Origin of the sequence: Escherichia sp. MOD1-EC5990 (assembly GCF_002965285.1) — a bacterium.
Classification (GTDB): domain Bacteria; phylum Pseudomonadota; class Gammaproteobacteria; order Enterobacterales; family Enterobacteriaceae; genus Escherichia; species Escherichia coli_F.
This window is the reverse complement of record NZ_PTRV01000003.1, coordinates 57,403-76,844: the sequence shown is the minus strand read 5'-3', so window position 1 is coordinate 76,844 and position 19,442 is coordinate 57,403. Positions and strand designations below refer to the sequence as shown.

The 19,442-nt window shown below is 52.8% G+C and carries 14 protein-coding genes; 4 read left to right on the top strand and 10 right to left on the bottom strand.

All coding sequences use genetic code 11. The annotated features are described in order from the left end of the window. Positions 1 to 115 precede the first annotated feature (115 nt). Positions 116 to 748, top strand: a complete 633-nt coding sequence (gene yrbL, locus BEB42_RS04310; protein ID WP_000620388.1) for a PhoP regulatory network protein YrbL — start codon at positions 116 to 118, stop codon at positions 746 to 748. Here the strand turns inward: yrbL and mtgA are convergent. From mtgA to BEB42_RS04290, 4 genes are all read right to left on the bottom strand, one after another. Then, positions 745 to 1,473 carry a monofunctional biosynthetic peptidoglycan transglycosylase gene (gene mtgA, locus BEB42_RS04305; protein ID WP_000047108.1) on the bottom strand — a complete coding sequence of 243 codons (729 nt, stop codon included), beginning with the start codon at positions 1,471 to 1,473 and terminating at the stop codon, positions 745 to 747. The genes yrbL and mtgA overlap by 4 nt on opposite strands. Beyond that, positions 1,470 to 2,123 carry an isoprenoid biosynthesis glyoxalase ElbB gene (gene elbB / locus BEB42_RS04300; RefSeq protein ID WP_001352908.1) on the bottom strand — a complete coding sequence of 218 codons (654 nt, stop codon included), beginning with the start codon at positions 2,121 to 2,123 and terminating at the stop codon, positions 1,470 to 1,472. The genes mtgA and elbB overlap by 4 nt, the downstream gene beginning before the upstream one ends. A 229-nt stretch (positions 2,124 to 2,352) precedes the next feature. Next, positions 2,353 to 4,689, bottom strand: a complete 2,337-nt coding sequence (arcB, locus tag BEB42_RS04295) for an aerobic respiration two-component sensor histidine kinase ArcB (RefSeq protein WP_000809772.1) — start codon at positions 4,687 to 4,689, stop codon at positions 2,353 to 2,355. 95 nt (positions 4,690 to 4,784) lie between these two features. Continuing rightward, positions 4,785 to 5,714 carry a TIGR01212 family radical SAM protein gene (locus BEB42_RS04290; RefSeq protein ID WP_024218604.1) on the bottom strand — a complete coding sequence of 310 codons (930 nt, stop codon included), beginning with the start codon at positions 5,712 to 5,714 and terminating at the stop codon, positions 4,785 to 4,787. Between the two features lie 674 nt (positions 5,715 to 6,388). Here BEB42_RS04290 and gltB point away from each other — a divergent pair. The 3 genes from gltB (at position 6,389) to BEB42_RS04265 (ending at position 13,591) form a co-directional block, all read left to right on the top strand. Next, a complete protein-coding gene (gltB, locus tag BEB42_RS04275) occupies positions 6,389 to 10,849 on the top strand; it encodes a glutamate synthase large subunit (protein ID WP_032185238.1) in 4,461 nt (1,486 codons plus the stop codon). Positions 10,850 to 10,861: 12 nt separating this feature from the next. Then, positions 10,862 to 12,280 (top strand): glutamate synthase subunit GltD, encoded by a 1,419-nt coding sequence (gene gltD, locus BEB42_RS04270; RefSeq protein ID WP_000081681.1) that lies wholly within the window; start codon positions 10,862 to 10,864, stop codon positions 12,278 to 12,280. A gap of 183 nt (positions 12,281 to 12,463) precedes the next feature. Beyond that, entirely contained in the window at positions 12,464 to 13,591 is a 1,128-nt protein-coding gene (locus BEB42_RS04265) for a PDDEXK nuclease domain-containing protein (RefSeq protein ID WP_000445122.1), read from the top strand. Between the two features lie 59 nt (positions 13,592 to 13,650). Here BEB42_RS04265 and nanQ read toward each other — a convergent pair whose 3' ends face one another. The 6 genes from nanQ to nanR form a co-directional block, all read right to left on the bottom strand. Further along, positions 13,651 to 14,115 carry an N-acetylneuraminate anomerase gene (nanQ, locus tag BEB42_RS04260; protein ID WP_000979880.1) on the bottom strand — a complete coding sequence of 155 codons (465 nt, stop codon included), beginning with the start codon at positions 14,113 to 14,115 and terminating at the stop codon, positions 13,651 to 13,653. After that, a complete protein-coding gene (gene nanK / locus BEB42_RS04255) occupies positions 14,112 to 14,987 on the bottom strand; it encodes an N-acetylmannosamine kinase (RefSeq protein ID WP_000208998.1) in 876 nt (291 codons plus the stop codon). The genes nanQ and nanK overlap by 4 nt, the downstream gene beginning before the upstream one ends. Next, the gene (locus tag BEB42_RS04250; RefSeq protein ID WP_000054239.1) at positions 14,984 to 15,673 is read right to left on the bottom strand and encodes an N-acetylmannosamine-6-phosphate 2-epimerase; all 690 of its coding nucleotides are present in this window, start codon (positions 15,671 to 15,673) and stop codon (positions 14,984 to 14,986) included. The genes nanK and BEB42_RS04250 overlap by 4 nt, the downstream gene beginning before the upstream one ends. Positions 15,674 to 15,720: 47 nt before the next feature. Next, positions 15,721 to 17,211 (bottom strand): sialic acid transporter NanT, encoded by a 1,491-nt coding sequence (gene nanT, locus BEB42_RS04245; protein ID WP_000108486.1) that lies wholly within the window; start codon positions 17,209 to 17,211, stop codon positions 15,721 to 15,723. Between the two features lie 108 nt (positions 17,212 to 17,319). Further along, positions 17,320 to 18,213, bottom strand: a complete 894-nt coding sequence (gene nanA / locus BEB42_RS04240; RefSeq protein ID WP_000224719.1) for an N-acetylneuraminate lyase — start codon at positions 18,211 to 18,213, stop codon at positions 17,320 to 17,322. A gap of 121 nt (positions 18,214 to 18,334) precedes the next feature. Further along, positions 18,335 to 19,126, bottom strand: a complete 792-nt coding sequence (nanR, locus tag BEB42_RS04235; RefSeq protein ID WP_000523844.1) for a transcriptional regulator NanR — start codon at positions 19,124 to 19,126, stop codon at positions 18,335 to 18,337. Positions 19,127 to 19,442: the final 316 nt, after the last annotated feature.

The following is a 19,442-nucleotide window of genomic DNA, read 5'->3' as shown; positions in this document are numbered from 1 at the left end:
GTGCGCTTTTCACTTTCAGAAGAACCTTAAGAAAACCTTAAGAGGCATTGTTTAGGTTTTGTTTAAGTTATTCGACCATACTGGAGATCGTCAGAAAATATTTCCAGGAGATGGTATGATTCGCTTATCTGAACAAAATCCCCTGGGCACCGGAAGACATCGGAAATGCTATGCGCATCCGGAAGATGCCCAACGCTGTATCAAGATTGTCTACCACCGTGGTGATGGTGGTGATAAAGAGATCCGCCGTGAGTTAAAGTATTACGCGCATCTTGGTCGCCGGTTAAAAGACTGGAGTGGAATACCGCGCTATCACGGTACCGTGGAGACGGATTGCGGAACGGGTTATGTCTACGATGTGATTGCCGATTTCGACGGTAAGCCCTCCGTTACGCTGACCGAATTTGCAGAACAATGCCGTTACGAAGAAGACGTTGCACAGCTGCGCCAGTTACTGAAACAGCTGAAACGTTATTTGCAGGATAACCATATCGTGACGATGTCGTTGAAGCCGCAGAATATCCTCTGTCACCGCATCAGTGAGTCAGAGGTTATCCCCGTCGTCTGCGACAACATTGGTGAAAGCACGTTGATTCCACTGGCGACCTGGTCAAAGTGGTGTTGTCAGCGAAAGCAAGAGCGGTTATGGAAACGGTTTATCGCCCAGCCGGCACTGGCTATTGCCCTACAGAAAGATCTGCAACCACGTGAGAGCAAAACGCTGGCCCTCACTTCGCGCGAAGCTTAATTCAGCTGGTGTTGTTGCATAAATGACTCACCGCCTAACTGATACATCTGCCGTAAAATCCACGCCTGACGGCTACGCACATAGCCCGATGGCGCGGAGACTTTGAAACGCAGTGGATTAGGTAATACGGCAGCCAGTAACGCAGCTTCCGACCGGGTAAGTTTGCTCGCGGGTTTGTGGAAATAACGTTGTGCCGCAGCTTCGACGCCAAACACACCGTCGCCAAATTCGGCGATATTCAGGTAAACCGTCAGGATACGCTTTTTGCTCCAGACTGTTTCTATCCCCAGCGTTAATCCGGCTTCCAACCCTTTTCGTACCCAGCTACGTCCATCCCATAAAAAGAGATTTTTGGCTGTTTGCTGAGAAATCGTTGATGCGCCGCGAATACGGTTTTCATTGCGCTCGTTGTGCGCCAGGGCTTGCTCAATGGAAGCGACATCAAAGCCCCAGTGCTCAGGAAACTTCTGATCTTCTGCGGCAATCACCGCCAGTCCCATCCACGGCGAGATTTGATCCATACTGACCCAGTCAGAATGTGCCACGTAACGAAAATTGCCATGCAGCCAGGCGCTGACTTGTCGCTCGGCCATTACCGCTGAGAAAGGAACAGGCGCAACGCTAAACAACGCGATGCCCCCGCCCCAGAAAACGGCGAAGACAACCATTGACCGTAGAAGAAAACGGCGAACGAAACTAAACACCGTTAAGCGGCTTTTACTCATTCAGTCAGAACCAGCACGCGGGAAACCAGCTTATCAATGCCGCTCGCCGCTTCTGCAATGTTCTGCGCCAGCATATATGCCGGGGTGGTGACAATCTTATTGTCTTCATCAACCACGATATCATCGACAGGACACGGCACATGCTCCGCGCCCATCTCTTCCAGCACTTCTGCGGTATCGATATCAGTACCGATGGTCAAACGCAGCGGGAAATCGAAAATTTTCGGCAGCATCGCCGGGGCAATACACATAAAACCAAGCGGTTTTCCGGCCTGATGCATCGCTTGTGCCAGCGCCTTTAATTCACGGTCAACGGTGCATTCGCTACCAAGACTGGCAAAATTGCTTAAATTCTTCGCCGCGCCAAACCCCCCCGGCACAATCAACGCATCCAGTTCAGCGGCATCGGCCTGAGCCAGAGGACGGATTTCACCGCGCGTTATTCGTGCCGCTTCAATCAGCACATTGCGCGTTTCCGTCATCGCTTCGCCAGTTAAATGGTTGATAACATCAACCTGCTGCTTATCCGGTGCAAAGCAGACCGCCTGCGCACCGCTGCGTGAAATAGCTAACAACGTCAACACCGCTTCATGAATTTCAGAACCGTCATAGACGCCGCATCCGCTCAGAATTACGCCAATTTTCTTCATTGTGATCATCCTTTCGCAATTGACTGAAACACATTAATTTTTTTAATAAAAATGCTACGCATCACACATTTAACTGATTCATGTAACAAATCATTTAAGTTTTGCTATCTTAACTGCGTGCGGCCTGAAAAAAAGTGCTGTGCCCTTGTAACTCATCATAAAAATTTACGGCGCAGCCAAGATTTCCCTGGTGTTGGCGCAGTATTCGCGCACCCCGGTCTAGCCGGGGTCATTTTTTTGTGGCTTTTGCCACCCACGCTTTCAACACGTCTACGTCGTGACGCCACTCTTCTTTCATCTCTTCAATCCATTCACCGACGTTATCTTCCCACGCAGGAAGGTCAGGAGACTGAATTTGCTGACCCAGCTGTTGCAGATGGCGTAACCCCACTGAACCCGCCGCGCCTTTAATTTTATGCCCTTCCTCGACGATGCCTTTTTTATCCTGCGCCGTCAGGTTCGACTCCAGTACACTCACATAGCCCGGCATCATCTTCTCAAACACCGCTAACCCGTCGGTAATCAGCTTCGGTCCTACAAGTTCGAGATACTGTTCCAGCATGGGAATATCGAGTAATGCTTCAGATTTGCTGTTCTCTTCTGTCGTCACCGTGCTCTCCTCATCATCCTGGGTATCCCAGAATTTCTTGATCATCGCGGTTAGCGCTGGAACAGAAAGCGGCTTACTCAGCACATCATCCATTCCAGCATTGAGGTACTCTTGTTTGTCTTTCAGTACGTTAGCGGTTAAGGCTACCAGCGGTGGTAAATCCTCGCGCGGATATCGCTTCGTCAGTTCACGAGAGATATCCAGCCCGGTCATATCTGGCAACTGAATATCCAGCAACACCAGGTCGTATTCACCCGGTTTAAACATCTCCAGCGCCGCCTTGCCGGTCATTGCGACATCAACGCTGTTTCCTAATTTTTCCAGCACAGAACGCGCGACAATCACGTTCAGTTCAATGTCCTCCACCAGCAGCACATTCAGCGCCGGTAAAGGCATATCGTCTTCGTCAAACGCATCATCGACCTCTTCAGCCACCGACGGTGCGTGGATCGTCAACGTAAAGGTGGAACCTTTGCCCTGTTCGCTGGTAACCGTAATATCGCCGCCCATATTTTTCGCCAGACGACGAGAAACGGCCAGACCAATACCGGTGCCAGTGGCGGGCTTACCGCCATGACTGTCTTTCACCTGGTAATACATGGCGAAAATTTTATCCAGTTCATCCTGAGGAATGCCAATGCCGGAATCTTCCACTTCAAAATGCAGCATATCGCCTTCATCGTAGCGCACGCGCACGGTAACCTGGCCCTGCTGGGTAAATTTGACGGCGTTACTGATGAGGTTCCACAGGATCTGCCGTAAACGCGTCCCATCAGTAATGACCTGATGCGGTAATGGCAGCGTCGGTTCCAGATTAAAGCGCAACCCTTTCTGTTGCGCCTGCAATGCGGAGAGATTTTCCAGATCGGCAAGGAAGCTGGTGAAATCAACTGGCTGATTATCAAGCTGGACCTTGCGCCGTTCCATCTTATCCATGTCGATAATATCGTTGAAGATATTCCCCAGCGTGACGGCAGAAACATGGATGGTTTTGAGATATTTTTCCTGCTCAGCGGTAAGTTCAGTATCCAGCAGAATGCGGCTCAGGCCGACGATACCGTTCAGCGGTGTACGCAATTCGTGACTGATGGTGGAGATAAACGTTGTTTTGTCGCGGCTGGCGCGTTCAAGTGCATCCTGATACCGCTTACGCTCGGTAATGTCGCGACCAAAACCCATTAAACCGTGACGTTTACCCACGCGGTCGTAGTACGGCACTTTACGGATTTCAAAGCAGGCTTTGCGTCCGTCGGGATAATCCAGCCACTGCTCATAGGTCAGTGACACATTATGACGGAACACTTTTTCATCGGTTTCAATGACTTTCGCAGCGGCTTCCGGTGAGTAAACATCAGCAGGTTTCAGGTGAACCAGTTGTTTTTCGCTTTTTCCGGTCAGCAGCTCCATCGCGCGGTTACAGCCGGAAAACTCTTTATCTTCGTTACGATAAAAAACTAGGTCGGGTGAAGCATCAAGGAAGGAACGTAAGAATGAGGATTGCTGCTCGAGCTGAATTTGTGTCTCTTCGCGCTCTTTAATTTCAATTTTCAGTTGGCCGAAGGTTTCCTGCAGTTCTGCTTCCGCTTTTTCACGAACGGCAATTTCCTGATTTAGCTGGGCAATATTATCTTTTAACTGAACGTTGAGGCTCAAATCGCGCTCGCGCATCTCCTCCAGTTTTTGCACCAGCCGTGACAGACGTTGTCGTGACTCCTCCAGTTGCTCGACGACCACCGATAGAAAGTAGACCGCCCACGGCGTAATCAGCAAACCAAAGAAGATAGAACGAATAACATCAATGCTTTCGACCTGACCATGCAGCACCATGGTCACTGCCATTTGTACCACAATGGCAAGAACGACGAGGGCCAGCGCCAGCAACATTGAGAAGCGCACCAGACCTAACTTCATCATCAGGTCAACATAATACTGCGCCAGCAGACGAATTTGCTTCATTAGGGAATTCCTTCACGACAACCTGCCCCAATAATACCCAATTCTGACAGTTACGTTATAAATTGTGTGAGAAATGCGGAATTCCCCTCAATGGCCTACGCCGTTGGAGGTAGCCACGGACGTCCCAGCGCCGATCCCTGTACGCCATGTTCATTCAGATAGCGATCCAGCTCGACCATTCCCGTCCATCGATTTTCGCACCACAGCGGAGCAAGCAACGTCGGGCGACGGGCGCTGGCGGAAATGCGGTGGTAGATCACTTCCGGTGGCGTATGGCGAATCATTTCTCCGGCGGTGACCGTGTAATCGTCCAGTTCAATACCATTCAAACGCCCCGCTTCCCAGGCTTTCGCCATAATGCTGCCTTTCACAATATGCAGCGGATGCAGCTTTATACCGTCCACGCCGGTTTCAACCACTCGCTCCAGCGTTTGCAAACATTCAGCCTGCCCTTCGCCAGGCAGGCCGACAATTAAGTGAGAACACACCTTCAGCCCGCGCTCACGCGCCAGCTGGGTCGTGCGCTGATAGCAGGCAAAATCATGACCGCGATTGATGCGATGCAGCGTTTTGTCGTGGGCGGTTTGTAGCCCCAGCTCCAGCCACACTTCGTAGCCCTGGTCCTTATATTCGCAAAGCAGATCCAGCACCGCATCCGGCACGCAGTCCGGGCGGGTACCAACACACAAACCGACAATATTGGCCTGGCTCACCGCCTGCTGATACATAGAACGCAGCACCTGAACTTCCGCAAAGGTGCTGGTATACGCCTGAAAGTAGGCCAGATAGCGTTTAGCGCGGTTAACTAAATTCGCCTGGTGCGCCAGTTGCTCGGCAATGGAATGATGCTGCTGCGCTTCATCGGCAAACGAGGCAACATTACAGAATGTGCAGCCACCACGCCCGATGGTACCGTCACGGTTAGGGCAGCTAAAACCGCCGTGCAGCGTCAGCTTATGCACCTTTTGCCCATAACGACGGGTGAGATCACCACCAAACATATTGACTAATTTCTGTAACTGCATAATCTGATAGACCGCGCCTTGAAAAGAGGCCAAAGCCTGCCATTTTTAGCTCAATTCGGCGATGACCTGGATCAATCGTCCCGGCCTGCCTTTATCAAATGCATAATCAATCAAAATTACCGAGATTTCATTCATAATCACATAAATCACTTTTGCTTATCTTGTGTCAGATTTTTTTATCTCCTTATGGATTTTAGGCAAAAACAGTAGCATGAAACGTCATTACCAATTAAGGCAGTATAAAATGCTGGTTTTCTCATCAGTTCAAGGCAGGATAAGGGTTAACACGCCTTTATGACAGTCAGGAGTTGGCAGTTTCTCTAACGACTCCCCTTTTAGCCGTAAAGAGAAAATCTATTTTAATTTCAGACAATTAATAAAGAATTTTGCGCTAAAGCACATTTCTGTACCAATAAGCTTGCCATTTGACCTGTATCAGCTTTCCCGATAAGTTGGAAATCCGCTGGAAGCTTTCTGGATGAGCAGCCTGCTCATCATATTTATGCAGTAATTGAGATCCCCTCTTCACCGTATTAATCGATGCGAAAAGGACAACAAGGGGGCGAATGCGAGGCGCGCGTATGAAACGCAAACCCCGTCGCCACGCTCTTTCTGTGCCCGTGCGCAGCGGTTCGGAAGTGGGGTTCCCGCAGAGCCTGGGGGAGGTTCACGATATGTTGTACGATAAATCCCTTGAGAGGGATAACTGTGGTTTCGGCCTGATCGCCCACATAGAAGGCGAACCTAGCCACAAGGTAGTGCGTACTGCAATACACGCACTGGCCCGTATGCAGCACCGTGGCGCGATTCTCGCCGATGGTAAAACCGGTGACGGTTGCGGCTTGCTGTTACAAAAACCGGATCGCTTTTTTCGCATTGTTGCGCAGGAGCGAGGCTGGCGTTTAGCGAAAAACTACGCCGTCGGGATGCTTTTCCTGAATAAAGATCCTGAACTCGCCGCGACCGCACGCCGCATCGTTGAAGAAGAGCTGCAACGCGAAACGTTGTCGATTGTCGGCTGGCGTGATGTCCCCACTAACGAAGGCGTGCTGGGTGAAATCGCCCTCTCCTCTCTGCCACGCATTGAGCAAATTTTTGTGAACGCCCCGGCAGGTTGGCGTCCGCGCGATATGGAGCGCCGTCTGTTTATCGCCCGCCGCCGCATTGAAAAGCGTCTCGAAGCTGACAAAGACTTCTACGTCTGTAGCCTGTCGAATCTGGTGAACATCTATAAAGGTCTGTGTATGCCGGCGGATCTGCCGCGCTTCTACCTGGACCTCGCGGACCTGCGTCTGGAATCGGCCATCTGCCTGTTCCACCAGCGCTTCTCCACTAACACCGTACCGCGCTGGCCGCTGGCGCAGCCGTTCCGCTACCTGGCGCATAACGGTGAAATCAACACCATCACCGGTAACCGCCAATGGGCGCGCGCGCGTACCTATAAATTCCAGACACCGCTGATCCCTGACCTGCACGACGCCGCGCCGTTCGTCAACGAAACCGGTTCTGACTCCAGTTCCATGGATAACATGCTGGAACTGCTGCTGGCGGGCGGGATGGATATCATCCGCGCCATGCGTCTGTTAGTGCCACCCGCCTGGCAGAACAACCCGGATATGGACCCGGAGCTGCGCGCTTTCTTCGACTTTAACTCCATGCATATGGAGCCGTGGGATGGTCCGGCGGGCATCGTGATGTCCGATGGTCGTTTTGCCGCCTGTAACCTCGACCGTAACGGTCTGCGTCCGGCGCGCTATGTCATCACCAAAGATAAGCTCATCACCTGCGCCTCTGAAGTGGGCATCTGGGATTATCAGCCTGACGAAGTGGTCGAAAAAGGCCGCGTAGGGCCGGGTGAACTGATGGTGATCGACACCCGCAGTGGGCGTATTCTGCACTCGGCTGAAACCGATGACGACCTGAAAAGCCGCCATCCTTATAAAGAGTGGATGGAGAAAAACGTCCGCCGTTTGGTGCCGTTTGAAGACTTGCCCGATGAAGAAGTGGGTAGCCGCGAACTGGACGACGACACGCTTGCCAGCTACCAGAAACAGTTTAACTACAGCGCGGAAGAGCTGGATTCGGTGATCCGCGTCCTGGGTGAAAACGGTCAGGAAGCCGTCGGTTCGATGGGCGACGACACCCCATTCGCCGTGCTCTCCAGCCAGCCGCGCATTATTTACGACTACTTCCGCCAGCAGTTTGCGCAGGTCACTAACCCGCCAATCGACCCGCTACGTGAAGCGCATGTTATGTCGCTCGCCACCAGCATCGGGCGTGAAATGAACGTCTTCTGTGAAGCAGAAGGCCAGGCGCACCGTTTAAGCTTTAAATCGCCGATTCTGCTCTACTCCGATTTCAAACAGCTCACGACGATGAAAGAGGAGCACTACCGCGCAAATACGCTGGATATCACCTTTGACGTCACTAAAACCACGCTCGAAGCGACGGTCAAAGAGCTGTGCGACAAAGCAGAACAGATGGTGCGCAGCGGCACCGTGCTGCTGGTGCTTTCTGACCGGAATATCGCTAAAGATCGCCTGCCGGTTCCGGCTCCGATGGCGGTTGGCGCGATCCAGACTCGTCTGGTCGATCAAAGCCTGCGTTGCGATGCCAATATCATCGTCGAAACCGCCAGCGCCCGCGACCCGCACCACTTCGCCGTGTTGCTGGGCTTCGGCGCGACGGCTATTTATCCGTACCTGGCCTATGAAACGCTGGGCCGCCTGGTAGACACCCACGCGATTGCCAAAGATTATCGTACCGTGATGCTCAACTACCGTAACGGCATCAACAAAGGCTTGTACAAAATCATGTCCAAAATGGGCATCTCCACCATCGCGTCTTACCGCTGCTCGAAACTGTTTGAAGCGGTCGGTCTGCACGATGATGTAGTGGGCCTGTGCTTCCAGGGCGCGGTTAGCCGCATTGGTGGGGCAAGCTTTGAAGACTTCCAGCAGGATCTGCTGAATCTGTCGAAACGTGCCTGGCTGGCGCGCAAGCCCATCAGCCAGGGCGGGCTATTGAAATATGTGCACGGTGGCGAATACCACGCCTACAACCCGGACGTGGTGCGCACGCTGCAACAGGCGGTACAGAGCGGTGAGTATAGCGACTATCAGGAATACGCGAAGCTGGTTAATGAGCGTCCGGCAACCACGCTGCGCGATCTGCTGGCAATTACGCCGGGTGAAAACGCGGTCAACATTGCTGATGTTGAACCGGCAAGCGAACTGTTTAAACGCTTCGATACCGCCGCGATGTCTATCGGCGCATTAAGCCCGGAAGCCCACGAGGCGCTGGCGGAAGCGATGAACAGCATCGGCGGTAACTCGAACTCCGGTGAAGGGGGTGAAGATCCGGCGCGCTACGGCACTAACAAAGTGTCGCGCATCAAGCAGGTGGCGTCCGGTCGCTTCGGTGTTACTCCGGCGTATCTGGTCAATGCTGACGTCATTCAGATTAAAGTCGCCCAAGGCGCGAAGCCGGGCGAAGGCGGTCAGTTGCCGGGCGACAAAGTCACTCCTTACATTGCCAAACTGCGCTATTCGGTGCCCGGAGTGACGCTGATCTCCCCGCCGCCGCACCACGATATCTACTCTATCGAGGACTTAGCGCAGCTCATTTTCGACCTCAAGCAGGTTAACCCGAAAGCGATGATCTCCGTGAAGCTGGTGTCCGAACCGGGCGTTGGTACCATCGCCACAGGTGTAGCGAAAGCTTATGCCGATTTAATCACCATCGCAGGCTATGACGGCGGCACTGGCGCAAGTCCGCTTTCATCGGTGAAATACGCAGGCTGCCCGTGGGAACTGGGGCTTGTTGAAACACAACAGGCGCTGGTTGCCAACGGCTTGCGTCATAAGATCCGTTTGCAGGTCGATGGCGGCCTGAAAACAGGTGTCGATATCATCAAAGCGGCGATTCTCGGCGCAGAAAGCTTCGGCTTCGGCACTGGCCCGATGGTGGCGCTCGGCTGTAAATACCTGCGAATCTGCCACCTGAACAACTGCGCCACCGGTGTAGCAACTCAGGATGACAAACTGCGTAAGAACCACTATCACGGCTTGCCGTTCAAGGTGACCAACTACTTTGAATTTATCGCCCGTGAAACCCGCGAGCTGATGGCGCAACTGGGCGTAACGCGCCTGGTGGATCTGATTGGTCGCACCGACCTGCTGAAAGAGCTGGACGGTTTCACCGCCAAACAGCAGAAACTGGCACTGTCGAAGCTGCTGGAGACTGCCGAGCCGCATCCAGGTAAGGCGCTCTACTGCACCGAAAACAACCCGCCGTTTGATAATGGCCTGCTAAACGCGCAGTTGCTGCAACAGGCGAAACCGTTTGTCGATGAGCGTCAGAGCAAAACCTTCTGGTTCGATATTCGCAACACCGACCGTTCCGTGGGTGCATCGCTTTCGGGCTATATCGCCCAGACGCACGGCGATCAGGGTCTGGCAGCCGATCCGATCAAAGCGTACTTCAACGGCACCGCAGGCCAGAGCTTCGGTGTGTGGAACGCGGGCGGCGTGGAACTGTACCTGACCGGTGATGCCAACGACTATGTCGGTAAAGGCATGGCGGGCGGCTTAATCGCCATTCGTCCTCCGGTTGGCTCAGCCTTCCGCAGCCATGAAGCAAGCATTATCGGCAATACCTGCCTGTATGGCGCGACCGGTGGTCGTCTGTATGCCGCAGGCCGCGCGGGTGAACGTTTCGGCGTGCGTAATTCCGGTGCTATCACCGTGGTAGAAGGCATTGGCGACAACGGCTGTGAATATATGACGGGCGGTATTGTCTGTATTCTGGGTAAAACCGGCGTTAACTTCGGCGCGGGCATGACCGGCGGCTTCGCTTACGTTCTCGATGAAAGCGGCGATTTCCGCAAACGCGTTAACCCGGAACTGGTCGAGGTCTTAAGCGTTGACTCCCTGGCGATCCATGAAGAGCATCTGCGTGGTCTTATCACCGAGCATGTTCAGCATACCGGTTCCCAGCGTGGTGAAGAGATTCTGGCTAACTGGTCAACCTTCGCCACGAAATTTGCGCTGGTTAAACCGAAGTCCAGTGATGTAAAAGCACTGCTGGGTCACCGTAGTCGTAGCGCAGCAGAGTTGCGCGTGCAGGCGCAGTAAGGGGTAGCAACAATGAGTCAGAATGTTTATCAATTTATCGACCTGCAGCGCGTTGATCCGCCAAAGAAACCGCTGAAGATCCGCAAAATTGAGTTTGTTGAAATTTACGAGCCGTTTTCCGAAGGTCAGGCCAAAGCGCAGGCTGACCGCTGTCTGTCGTGCGGCAACCCATACTGCGAGTGGAAATGCCCGGTACACAACTACATCCCGAACTGGCTGAAGCTCGCCAACGAGGGGCGTATTTTTGAAGCGGCAGAACTGTCGCACCAGACCAACACTCTGCCAGAAGTATGCGGACGTGTCTGCCCGCAGGACCGTCTGTGCGAAGGTTCCTGCACTCTGAACGATGAGTTTGGCGCGGTGACCATCGGCAACATTGAGCGTTATATCAATGATAAAGCGTTCGAAATGGGCTGGCGTCCGGATATGTCCGGCGTGAAGCAAACCGGTAAAAAAGTGGCGATTATCGGCGCAGGCCCGGCAGGTCTGGCGTGTGCGGATGTCCTGACACGCAACGGTGTGAAAGCGGTCGTCTTCGACCGTCACCCGGAAATCGGCGGCCTGCTGACCTTCGGTATTCCGGCCTTCAAGCTGGAAAAAGAGGTAATGACGCGCCGCCGTGAAATCTTCACTGGCATGGGTATTGAATTCAAACTCAATACCGAAGTGGGCCGCGACGTACAGCTGGACGATCTGCTGAGTGATTATGATGCCGTATTCCTTGGCGTCGGGACTTATCAATCAATGCGTGGCGGACTGGAAAACGAAGACGCCGATGGCGTGTACGCAGCGCTGCCGTTCCTCATCGCCAACACCAAACAGTTAATGGGCTTTGGCGAAACCCGCGAAGAACCGTTCGTCAGCATGGAAGGCAAACGCGTGGTGGTACTTGGCGGTGGCGATACCGCGATGGACTGCGTACGCACGTCTGTACGCCAGGGGGCAAAACACGTCACCTGTGCCTATCGTCGTGATGAAGAGAATATGCCGGGTTCCCGCCGCGAAGTGAAAAACGCGCGGGAAGAAGGTGTTGAGTTCAAATTCAACGTCCAGCCACTGGGTATTGAAGTGAACGGCAACGGCAAAGTCAGCGGCGTGAAAATGGTGCGCACAGAAATGGGCGAACCGGATGCCAAAGGCCGTCGCCGCGCAGAGATCGTGGCAGGATCCGAACATATCGTTCCGGCAGATGCGGTGATCATGGCGTTTGGTTTCCGCCCACACAGCATGGAATGGCTGGCGAAACACAGCGTCGAGCTGGATTCTCAGGGCCGAATTATCGCACCGGAAGGCAACGAAAATGCCTTCCAGACCAGCAACCCGAAAATCTTTGCTGGCGGCGATATCGTCCGTGGTTCTGATCTGGTGGTAACCGCTATTGCCGAAGGTCGTAAGGCGGCAGATGGGATCATGAACTGGCTGGAAGTTTAAGCTCTGTCCCAGCGCCGCCTCCTCAGAAAAGAGTCGGCGCTGAAATTCTCCTTTCGTTCTGGAAAGCGCCTCGCATAATCTGAAGAAAACCAATGTAATACGCACATCTGGATTGTTACCGGCAGATGCCCGGCGTATAGCTGATTCCATTATTCAACACTGCGCCATATAAAGGGAAAGATAATGGAATCGCTCTCAGAAGGAACCACAGCAGGCTACCAGCAAATCCACGACGGCATTATTCATCTGGTCGATAGCGCCAGGACGGAAACGGTACGTAGTGTTAACGCGCTGATGACCGCGACATACTGGGAAATTGGCCGACGAATTGTCGAATTTGAACAAGGTGGCGAGGCCAGAGCTGCGTATGGTGCGCAGCTAATCAAGCGACTATCAAAGGATTTAAGTCTAAGGTATAAGCGTGGGTTCTCTGCAAAAAACTTACGCCAAATGAGGCTTTTTTACCTCTTTTTTCAACATGTTGAAATTCGCCAGACAGTGTCTGGCGAATTAACACCATTGGGAATTCCGCAGACACCGTCTGCAGAATTCCCATCGGCAAAGATTTGGCAGACGCTGTCTGCCAAATCGTTCCCCCTGCCCTGGTCCACCTACGTCCGTCTACTTTCCGTTAAAAACGCTGACGCCCGCAGCTTTTATGAAAAAGAGACGCTCCGCTGTGGCTGGTCTGTTCGCCAGCTAGAACGGCAAATTGCGACCCAATTTTATGAGCGAACACTACTGTCACATGACAAATCAGCCATGCTGCAACAACACGCTCCTGCCGAGATGCATATTCTTCCGCAACAGGCGATACGCGATCCCTTTGTGCTCGAATTTCTGGAGTTGAAAGATGAATACTCAGAATCTGATTTTGAGGAGGCGCTGATCAATCACCTGATGGATTTCATGCTGGAACTTGGGGATGATTTTGCCTTTGTTGGTCGACAGCGAAGGTTACGCATTGATGACAACTGGTTTCGTGTCGATCTGCTGTTTTTCCACCGCCGTTTACGCTGCCTGCTAATCGCCGATCTAAAAGTGGGCAAATTCAGCTATAGCGATGCCGGACAGATGAATATGTATCTCAACTACGCCAAAGAGCACTGGACGCTACCGGATGAAAATCCGCCCATCGGTCTGGTTCTCTGTGCAGAGAAAGGAGCCGGAGAAGCGCATTATGCGCTGGCAGGTTTGCCTAACACCGTTCTGGCAAGCGAATATAAGATGCAACTACCTGATGAAAAACGACTCGCGGATGAACTCGTTCGAACACAGGCGGTGCTAGAGGAAGGCTATAGACGCCGTTAATTTCAGCGGTTTCGAATTCTGCAGACAGTGTCTGCAGAATCTTTAAAACGAACTAAGTTTTAAGCCATTAAATCAGCCTTAACCTTCACCACAACCTTTTTAATCTCACCAGGTTCGCCGACAACGCATCCCGGCTTATGCGGTTCTCCAGGCATAAACACGGCGAACATTCCCGGTTTCAGGATGATGGTTTGCTCATTCTCAATGGCGCTGCAAAGCTGGTAATCATCTTCATGGTGGAACTCTTCACACTGACGCGCAGTGCCTGCCATGCCAAACAGGATCCGTTCCTCACCGTTTAATAACAGCTGGATATCAATGTACTGCTCGTGCAATTCCGCTTTTTTCTCGACGGGCGATTGAGTGTTAAACGTCATGACATTCATAAAGATATTATCGCCCTGTAATTCGTAACGACCCGGCGCTTTTTCTTGCGGTCTGGCAGCTAATGCCAGCGTTAACGCGTCCTGTAACGCAGGATGTAATCCGGCAGACGGTAATGACTGTACTTCACCCATCATCATAATTTTTCTCCCTGGGCCAACAGCGCAGCCCCAAGTAAACCTGCATCATGGCGGTAGTGCGCCGCCAGTAAATCAACATGAAATGCCGCTGGCTCCTGCGCCAGATACGTTTCCACCAACGCCAGATACCCTTCTGCCAGACCAACGCTGCCACCGACCACTACGCACTGACAATCAGTTGTGGCTTTAATATCAGCGATCAGCCTTGCCAGCACATGTGCGGAGCGGTGAATCAGTTGCTGCGCCTGCTCATCGCCCTGCCCGGCGTGCGTGAAAATAGTTTTCGCATTCGCACCAGCCAACTCCCCTTGCGCTGCCGCCGCAATGCCGCGACCAGAAGCAATCGCCTCCACGCAACCTGTGCGTCCACAGCCGCAGACTGGACCATGCGGATCGGCAAGCGTATGCCCGATGTGCCCCGCCAGACCTCCAGGGCCGGTAAGCAGTTTGCCGCCGCTCACTACACCGCCGCCGACGCCAGTGGAAACGGTGATAAACACCATATCGGTTATATCGCCTTCCAGCGCCTGATACTCCGCCCACGCTGCGGCCTGCGCGTCGTTAATGGCAATGGTCGGCAAATCGGTAAGTTGTTCCAAAGTTTTGACTAACGGAAAGTGTAGCAATCCACCGAGATTATGCGGATTTAGCGCCAATAAGCTGCCGTCGCGAATAATTCCGGTTGAAGCGATAGCAACCCTCTGCGCATGAGCTTGCAACGGAGAGACTAATGCGGATAAGGCATCACGCAAGGCTTCTGGTGTCTGGCTGGCTGGCGTAGGAAGTTCACGACGATCGCGGATCTGCCCGTCAGCGCCAATCAGCGCGGCGGCAAGTTTAGTACCGCCGATATCAATCGCCAGTGTGGTCATAGCACCGCCTTTTTCATCGCTGTGTTGTACCACTGACAAATGTGTTCAAGACGCGTAATGGCAGAACCGACCGTCACCGCCCACGCGCCGTGGCGCATCGCATCTGCCGCCTGAGCAGGCGTGTTGTAACGCCCTTCGGCAATCACTCGACATCCGGCGTCGCTCAACGTTTTCACCAGCGCCAGATCCGGCTCTTCTGGCGTTTCAGGCGTGGTATAGCCAGAAAGCGTAGTGCCAATAATTTCGGCTCCCAGCTTTTGGCATGCCAGGCCGTCTTCCGGCGTGGAACAGTCGGTCATCGCCAGTAAACCGTGATGGTGAATACGTGCCAGCAACGTTTCAACAGGCACCGGACGCGGGCGGTCGGTGCCGTCAATGGCGATAATGTCCGCACCCGCCTGCGCCAGCGCATCAACATCTTCAATATAGGCCGTGATGCGTACCGGAGAATCCTCCAGATCGCGTTTCACAATCCCGATAATTGGCACGCTCACCACCGCACGCGTGGCTTGCAGATTTGCCACACCTTCAATGCGAATGGCAACCGCGCCCGCCTGCTCTGCCGCTAATGCCATGGCGGCGACGATTTCGGGTTTATCGAGCGGGCTGTCCGGAACCGGCTGGCAGGAGACAATCAGGCCACCGTTAGCAGCGATTTTTTGATCCAGTTGTGCAAGTAACGACATACATCTTCCCTTAGCGAAAGGCCCGGTACAGAGACCGGGCAACAGGATTAACTTTTGGTTTTGACTAAATCGTTTTTGGCGCTGCCAAACGGCACGGCACCGCTAAATGGTTTGCCATCGATAGCGTCATGAGTACGCAGTGCTTCCGGGCGCAGCCAACGCTGAACACGAGAAGGCATATCCAGCCCAATCAGCAGGATCACCACAAATGTAAGACTGAACGAAAGCGATCCCAGGGCAGTGCCCAGATCCAGACGTTGAGCGATCAACGCGCCGAGGATTGGGGCCAGTGCACCACCCAATGCGCCAACGTTGTAGGTAAAGCCCAGCCCCGCCGCACGCTGGTCGGTATCGAAATAACCGCCGATCAGTTTCGGTAAAATCCCGGAGATGCCCTGACCAAGCATTTGCTGGAAGAACAGTAACAGACCGAGCACCCAGACGTTTGCGCCGCCAATCGCAAATACCGGAATAATCAGCAGCTGCGAGGCCAGCAGACTACAAACGTACGCTTTGCGGGTTCCCAGCCAGTCACCGAGGAAGCCACCGACGCAGCACCCCACCGCCGCACCAAAGCCACTAAAGAACAGCACATTGGCGACAGTATGCGGGTTATAAGCAAGTTCAGTTTTAAGATACGTTGGCAGCAGCGCCTGAATCGGCCATGAGTAGAGGAAAGCAAACAACACGACCACCATCAGCATTACGCCCGTTGGCCAGCGTTTGCCCGTACTCTGAACCATAAAGCTGATAAAGATTGCGGCACATAACAGCCCGAGAACAGCGACGATTGCGGCATTTTGCAGGTTACCAGCGAAGCAGAACCACAGCGCAGTGGCCGCCGCCAGTGTCATCACGATATTGGCGATACGATGTTCACCACGGTAGAGAATATCCACCATTGTGCGTACTGGTGCTTTACCTGCGTGTTTCTCTTTCCAGTCTTCCGCTTCCGGGATGTTTTTACGCAGCCAGAGAGCAAAGATGATTGGCAAAATGCCGATAAAGAACAGCGCACGCCAGCCCCAGACCGGAACCACCAGGCTATAGACCTGAGCGGCAACGACGGCACCCACCGAGAAGCCTGAAATCAGAAAACCACTGGCTTTGTTACGCAGATGCTTTGGCCAGCTTTCAATGACATAGGTGGCGCTGGAACCGTATTCACCCGCCATCCCCATGCCGATGACCAGACGAGCGATAAACATGGTGATGTAGCCTGGCGCAAAACCGCAGGCCAGCGTCCCGACCGAGAAGAGAACGATGCTGGTGACCATTGCCAGACGACGTCCGTAGCGGTCACCCATAGCGCCGAGCATCAGGCCGCCGAACCAGCGAGAGATAAAGGCTGCGGAGATCAGGCTTGCTGCCTGTACCGTCGTCAGCCCGAATTCACCTTGTACTTCGGTGAGTACCAGGGCGATTAAAACGAAATCAAAACCGTCAAGCAGATATCCCAACCAGGCAGCGGAAAATGCCCGCCATTGTGCGCGGTTGAGATGGCGATACCACGGGATATTCTGGGTTGTAGTACTCATTGTGAGTCTCCCGCGGTGGGCGATGCCCACACGCTTTGGTATAAAAATTGTAGGGTACAGATGCGTTTATTTCCCCTCACCCGGTAGGGGCGAGCGAGGGGAAACAACTCACCCGCGCTCTTGCATCAACTGCTGGGCCAGCGCTTTCAGTTCTGGCAGATATTTTTCATCTACCGGACCAAACGGTTTGCGGCACAGCGGCACAGAAACGACATCCATATAATGCAGGACCGTTTTCAGGCCGCGGAATACGCCCGTTTTGATCAGCAAATCAATGACTTTATTACATTCGGTTTGCAGCTTCTGCGCGGTCTGGATATCGCCTTCTTTCAGCGCCTTCACGATACCCTGATAACGCCAGCCCATGATGTTGTAAGTACTGCCGATACCACCATCAGCGCCCGCCAACAAACCAGAAGCAAAGATTTCGTCGTAACCGTTATAGAGCACCAGATCCGGATGTTCACGACGGATCTGCTCCATCTGATAGAGATCGCCAGAGGTCTGTTTCAGCGCGCCGACACCAGGCAACGTAACCAGAGTGTTAATCTGATCCAGGGTCAGTTTAACGCCGCTTAACGCCGGAATGTTGTACACCACCATCGGCAACCCATCCGCCGAATCAATAATTGCCCGATAGTGATCGCAGTGTTCTTCAAAGCTGAAAGGGTAGTAGAACGGCGTGACGGCGGAGACGGCATCGAAGCCATAACGTTTGGCTGAAGACGCAAGCTGTTGGCTTTCAGCAGTGCTGACGCAACCTACATGAGCGATGAGTTTAATCTTGCCTTTCGCCTCTTCGGCGACGATTTCCAGTACCTGTTCACGCTCGGAAAGGCTTTGTACAAAGGCTTCACCGGTCGACCCCCCGACATATAAGCCGTCAATGCCCTGCTGAATATTGAACTGAACCAGGCGACGCAGACTCGCTTTATCCAGTGCTTGTTGTTGATCAAAAGGAGTCAGGAGTGCGGCCATTACGCCACGTAAATTCGTTGCCATAAATACCTCTGAAGTGATGCTTGTCTGATAAACGACATACCTTTATACCTGTTATACCAGATCAATTAAGCAACACCCCATACAGAAAGCTTATAATGCGATCTGCTTCACTAAAGTGGCATTATTTCTTTTTGTTGGTGGTCTGACCGAAGGCGTGCCAGGTAGCAGAGACGCTGTTGAGATGCGATTGCAACGCGCGATCGGCTTCATCGGGATCGTGGCGGCGGATCGCATCAACGATCGCAATATGCTGTTGATAGCTAACGTTGTTATGCTCGTGCAGAGCCTGATCAGCTACGGTTGGGCGTGCGGCGATCAGCCAATCGAGCAGGGCAACGTGGATCGCCATGAAGATCGGATTGCCGGGGATCTCCGCCAGCACGCGGTGGAAATCAACGTCTGAACGAATGAATGCCGCGTTGTTATCCAGCGATTGACTGTTGATTTCCAGTGCTTTTGCCAGCAAATCAATTTGCTCATCGGTGGCATGTTCAGCCGCATAGCGCACCAGGCTGGATTCAAAGAACAGACGTAATTGTTCGAAATGGGCAATTCCGCCAGGATGAGAAAGGAAATCTTTCGCCATGCCGGAAAGCTCCCCGATGATGGTGTCCGCAGAAGGACGTGAGACGCGAGCGCGTTCGCCGTTGTTTATTTGCACCAGACCTTTACGTTTTAACGCTGCCAGCGCTTCACGCACCGAAGGACGCCCGACGTTAAAGAACGCCATCAGTTCGCGTTCAGACGGTAATTGTTCACCTTCGCCAAATTCACGACGGCGGATCATCTGTTCCAGCTCTTCTTCCACCATTTCGGAGAGTTTTTTACGCGCCAGCGGGCGGCTGCGCAAGTTGCGACCAATTGCAGGTGAAGAATCTTCGGTTTGCGAATCAAATGCGTTCATAAGGCCCATTCTGTAAGGTCAGTGTGATTAACATCATCAGTGACATCCTATCACAGGATTGAAAGTAGGGGGAAATGGCGGTTTTTTCTCTTTGTGTCTCATTATTATCATAATTAACGTAATAATTAACTATTGCGAAAAATTAATGTAACGCAGATAAAAACATCACGATTGAATTATTCATAAGACTATTAACAAGTATTATGAATATTATGAATGTGTTCTTACAAAATAATCATAAGCGCATATTTTTTAATGAAAAATCACCTCACCTACAATTAAAAACACGACATCCGCACCATAAATAGCCTTGCAAAAAATATAA

Coding starts and splice junctions, on each gene's coding strand:
- yrbL (WP_000620388.1), top strand. CDS start 116: ATGATTCGCTTATCTGAACAAAATCCCCTGGGCACCGGAAGACATCGG.
- mtgA (WP_000047108.1), bottom strand. CDS start 1,473: ATGAGTAAAAGCCGCTTAACGGTGTTTAGTTTCGTTCGCCGTTTTCTT.
- elbB (WP_001352908.1), bottom strand. CDS start 2,123: ATGAAGAAAATTGGCGTAATTCTGAGCGGATGCGGCGTCTATGACGGT.
- arcB (WP_000809772.1), bottom strand. CDS start 4,689: ATGAAGCAAATTCGTCTGCTGGCGCAGTATTATGTTGACCTGATGATG.
- BEB42_RS04290 (WP_024218604.1), bottom strand. CDS start 5,714: ATGCAGTTACAGAAATTAGTCAATATGTTTGGTGGTGATCTCACCCGT.
- gltB (WP_032185238.1), top strand. CDS start 6,389: ATGTTGTACGATAAATCCCTTGAGAGGGATAACTGTGGTTTCGGCCTG.
- gltD (WP_000081681.1), top strand. CDS start 10,862: ATGAGTCAGAATGTTTATCAATTTATCGACCTGCAGCGCGTTGATCCG.
- BEB42_RS04265 (WP_000445122.1), top strand. CDS start 12,464: ATGGAATCGCTCTCAGAAGGAACCACAGCAGGCTACCAGCAAATCCAC.
- nanQ (WP_000979880.1), bottom strand. CDS start 14,115: ATGATGATGGGTGAAGTACAGTCATTACCGTCTGCCGGATTACATCCT.
- nanK (WP_000208998.1), bottom strand. CDS start 14,987: ATGACCACACTGGCGATTGATATCGGCGGTACTAAACTTGCCGCCGCG.
- BEB42_RS04250 (WP_000054239.1), bottom strand. CDS start 15,673: ATGTCGTTACTTGCACAACTGGATCAAAAAATCGCTGCTAACGGTGGC.
- nanT (WP_000108486.1), bottom strand. CDS start 17,211: ATGAGTACTACAACCCAGAATATCCCGTGGTATCGCCATCTCAACCGC.
- nanA (WP_000224719.1), bottom strand. CDS start 18,213: ATGGCAACGAATTTACGTGGCGTAATGGCCGCACTCCTGACTCCTTTT.
- nanR (WP_000523844.1), bottom strand. CDS start 19,126: ATGGGCCTTATGAACGCATTTGATTCGCAAACCGAAGATTCTTCACCT.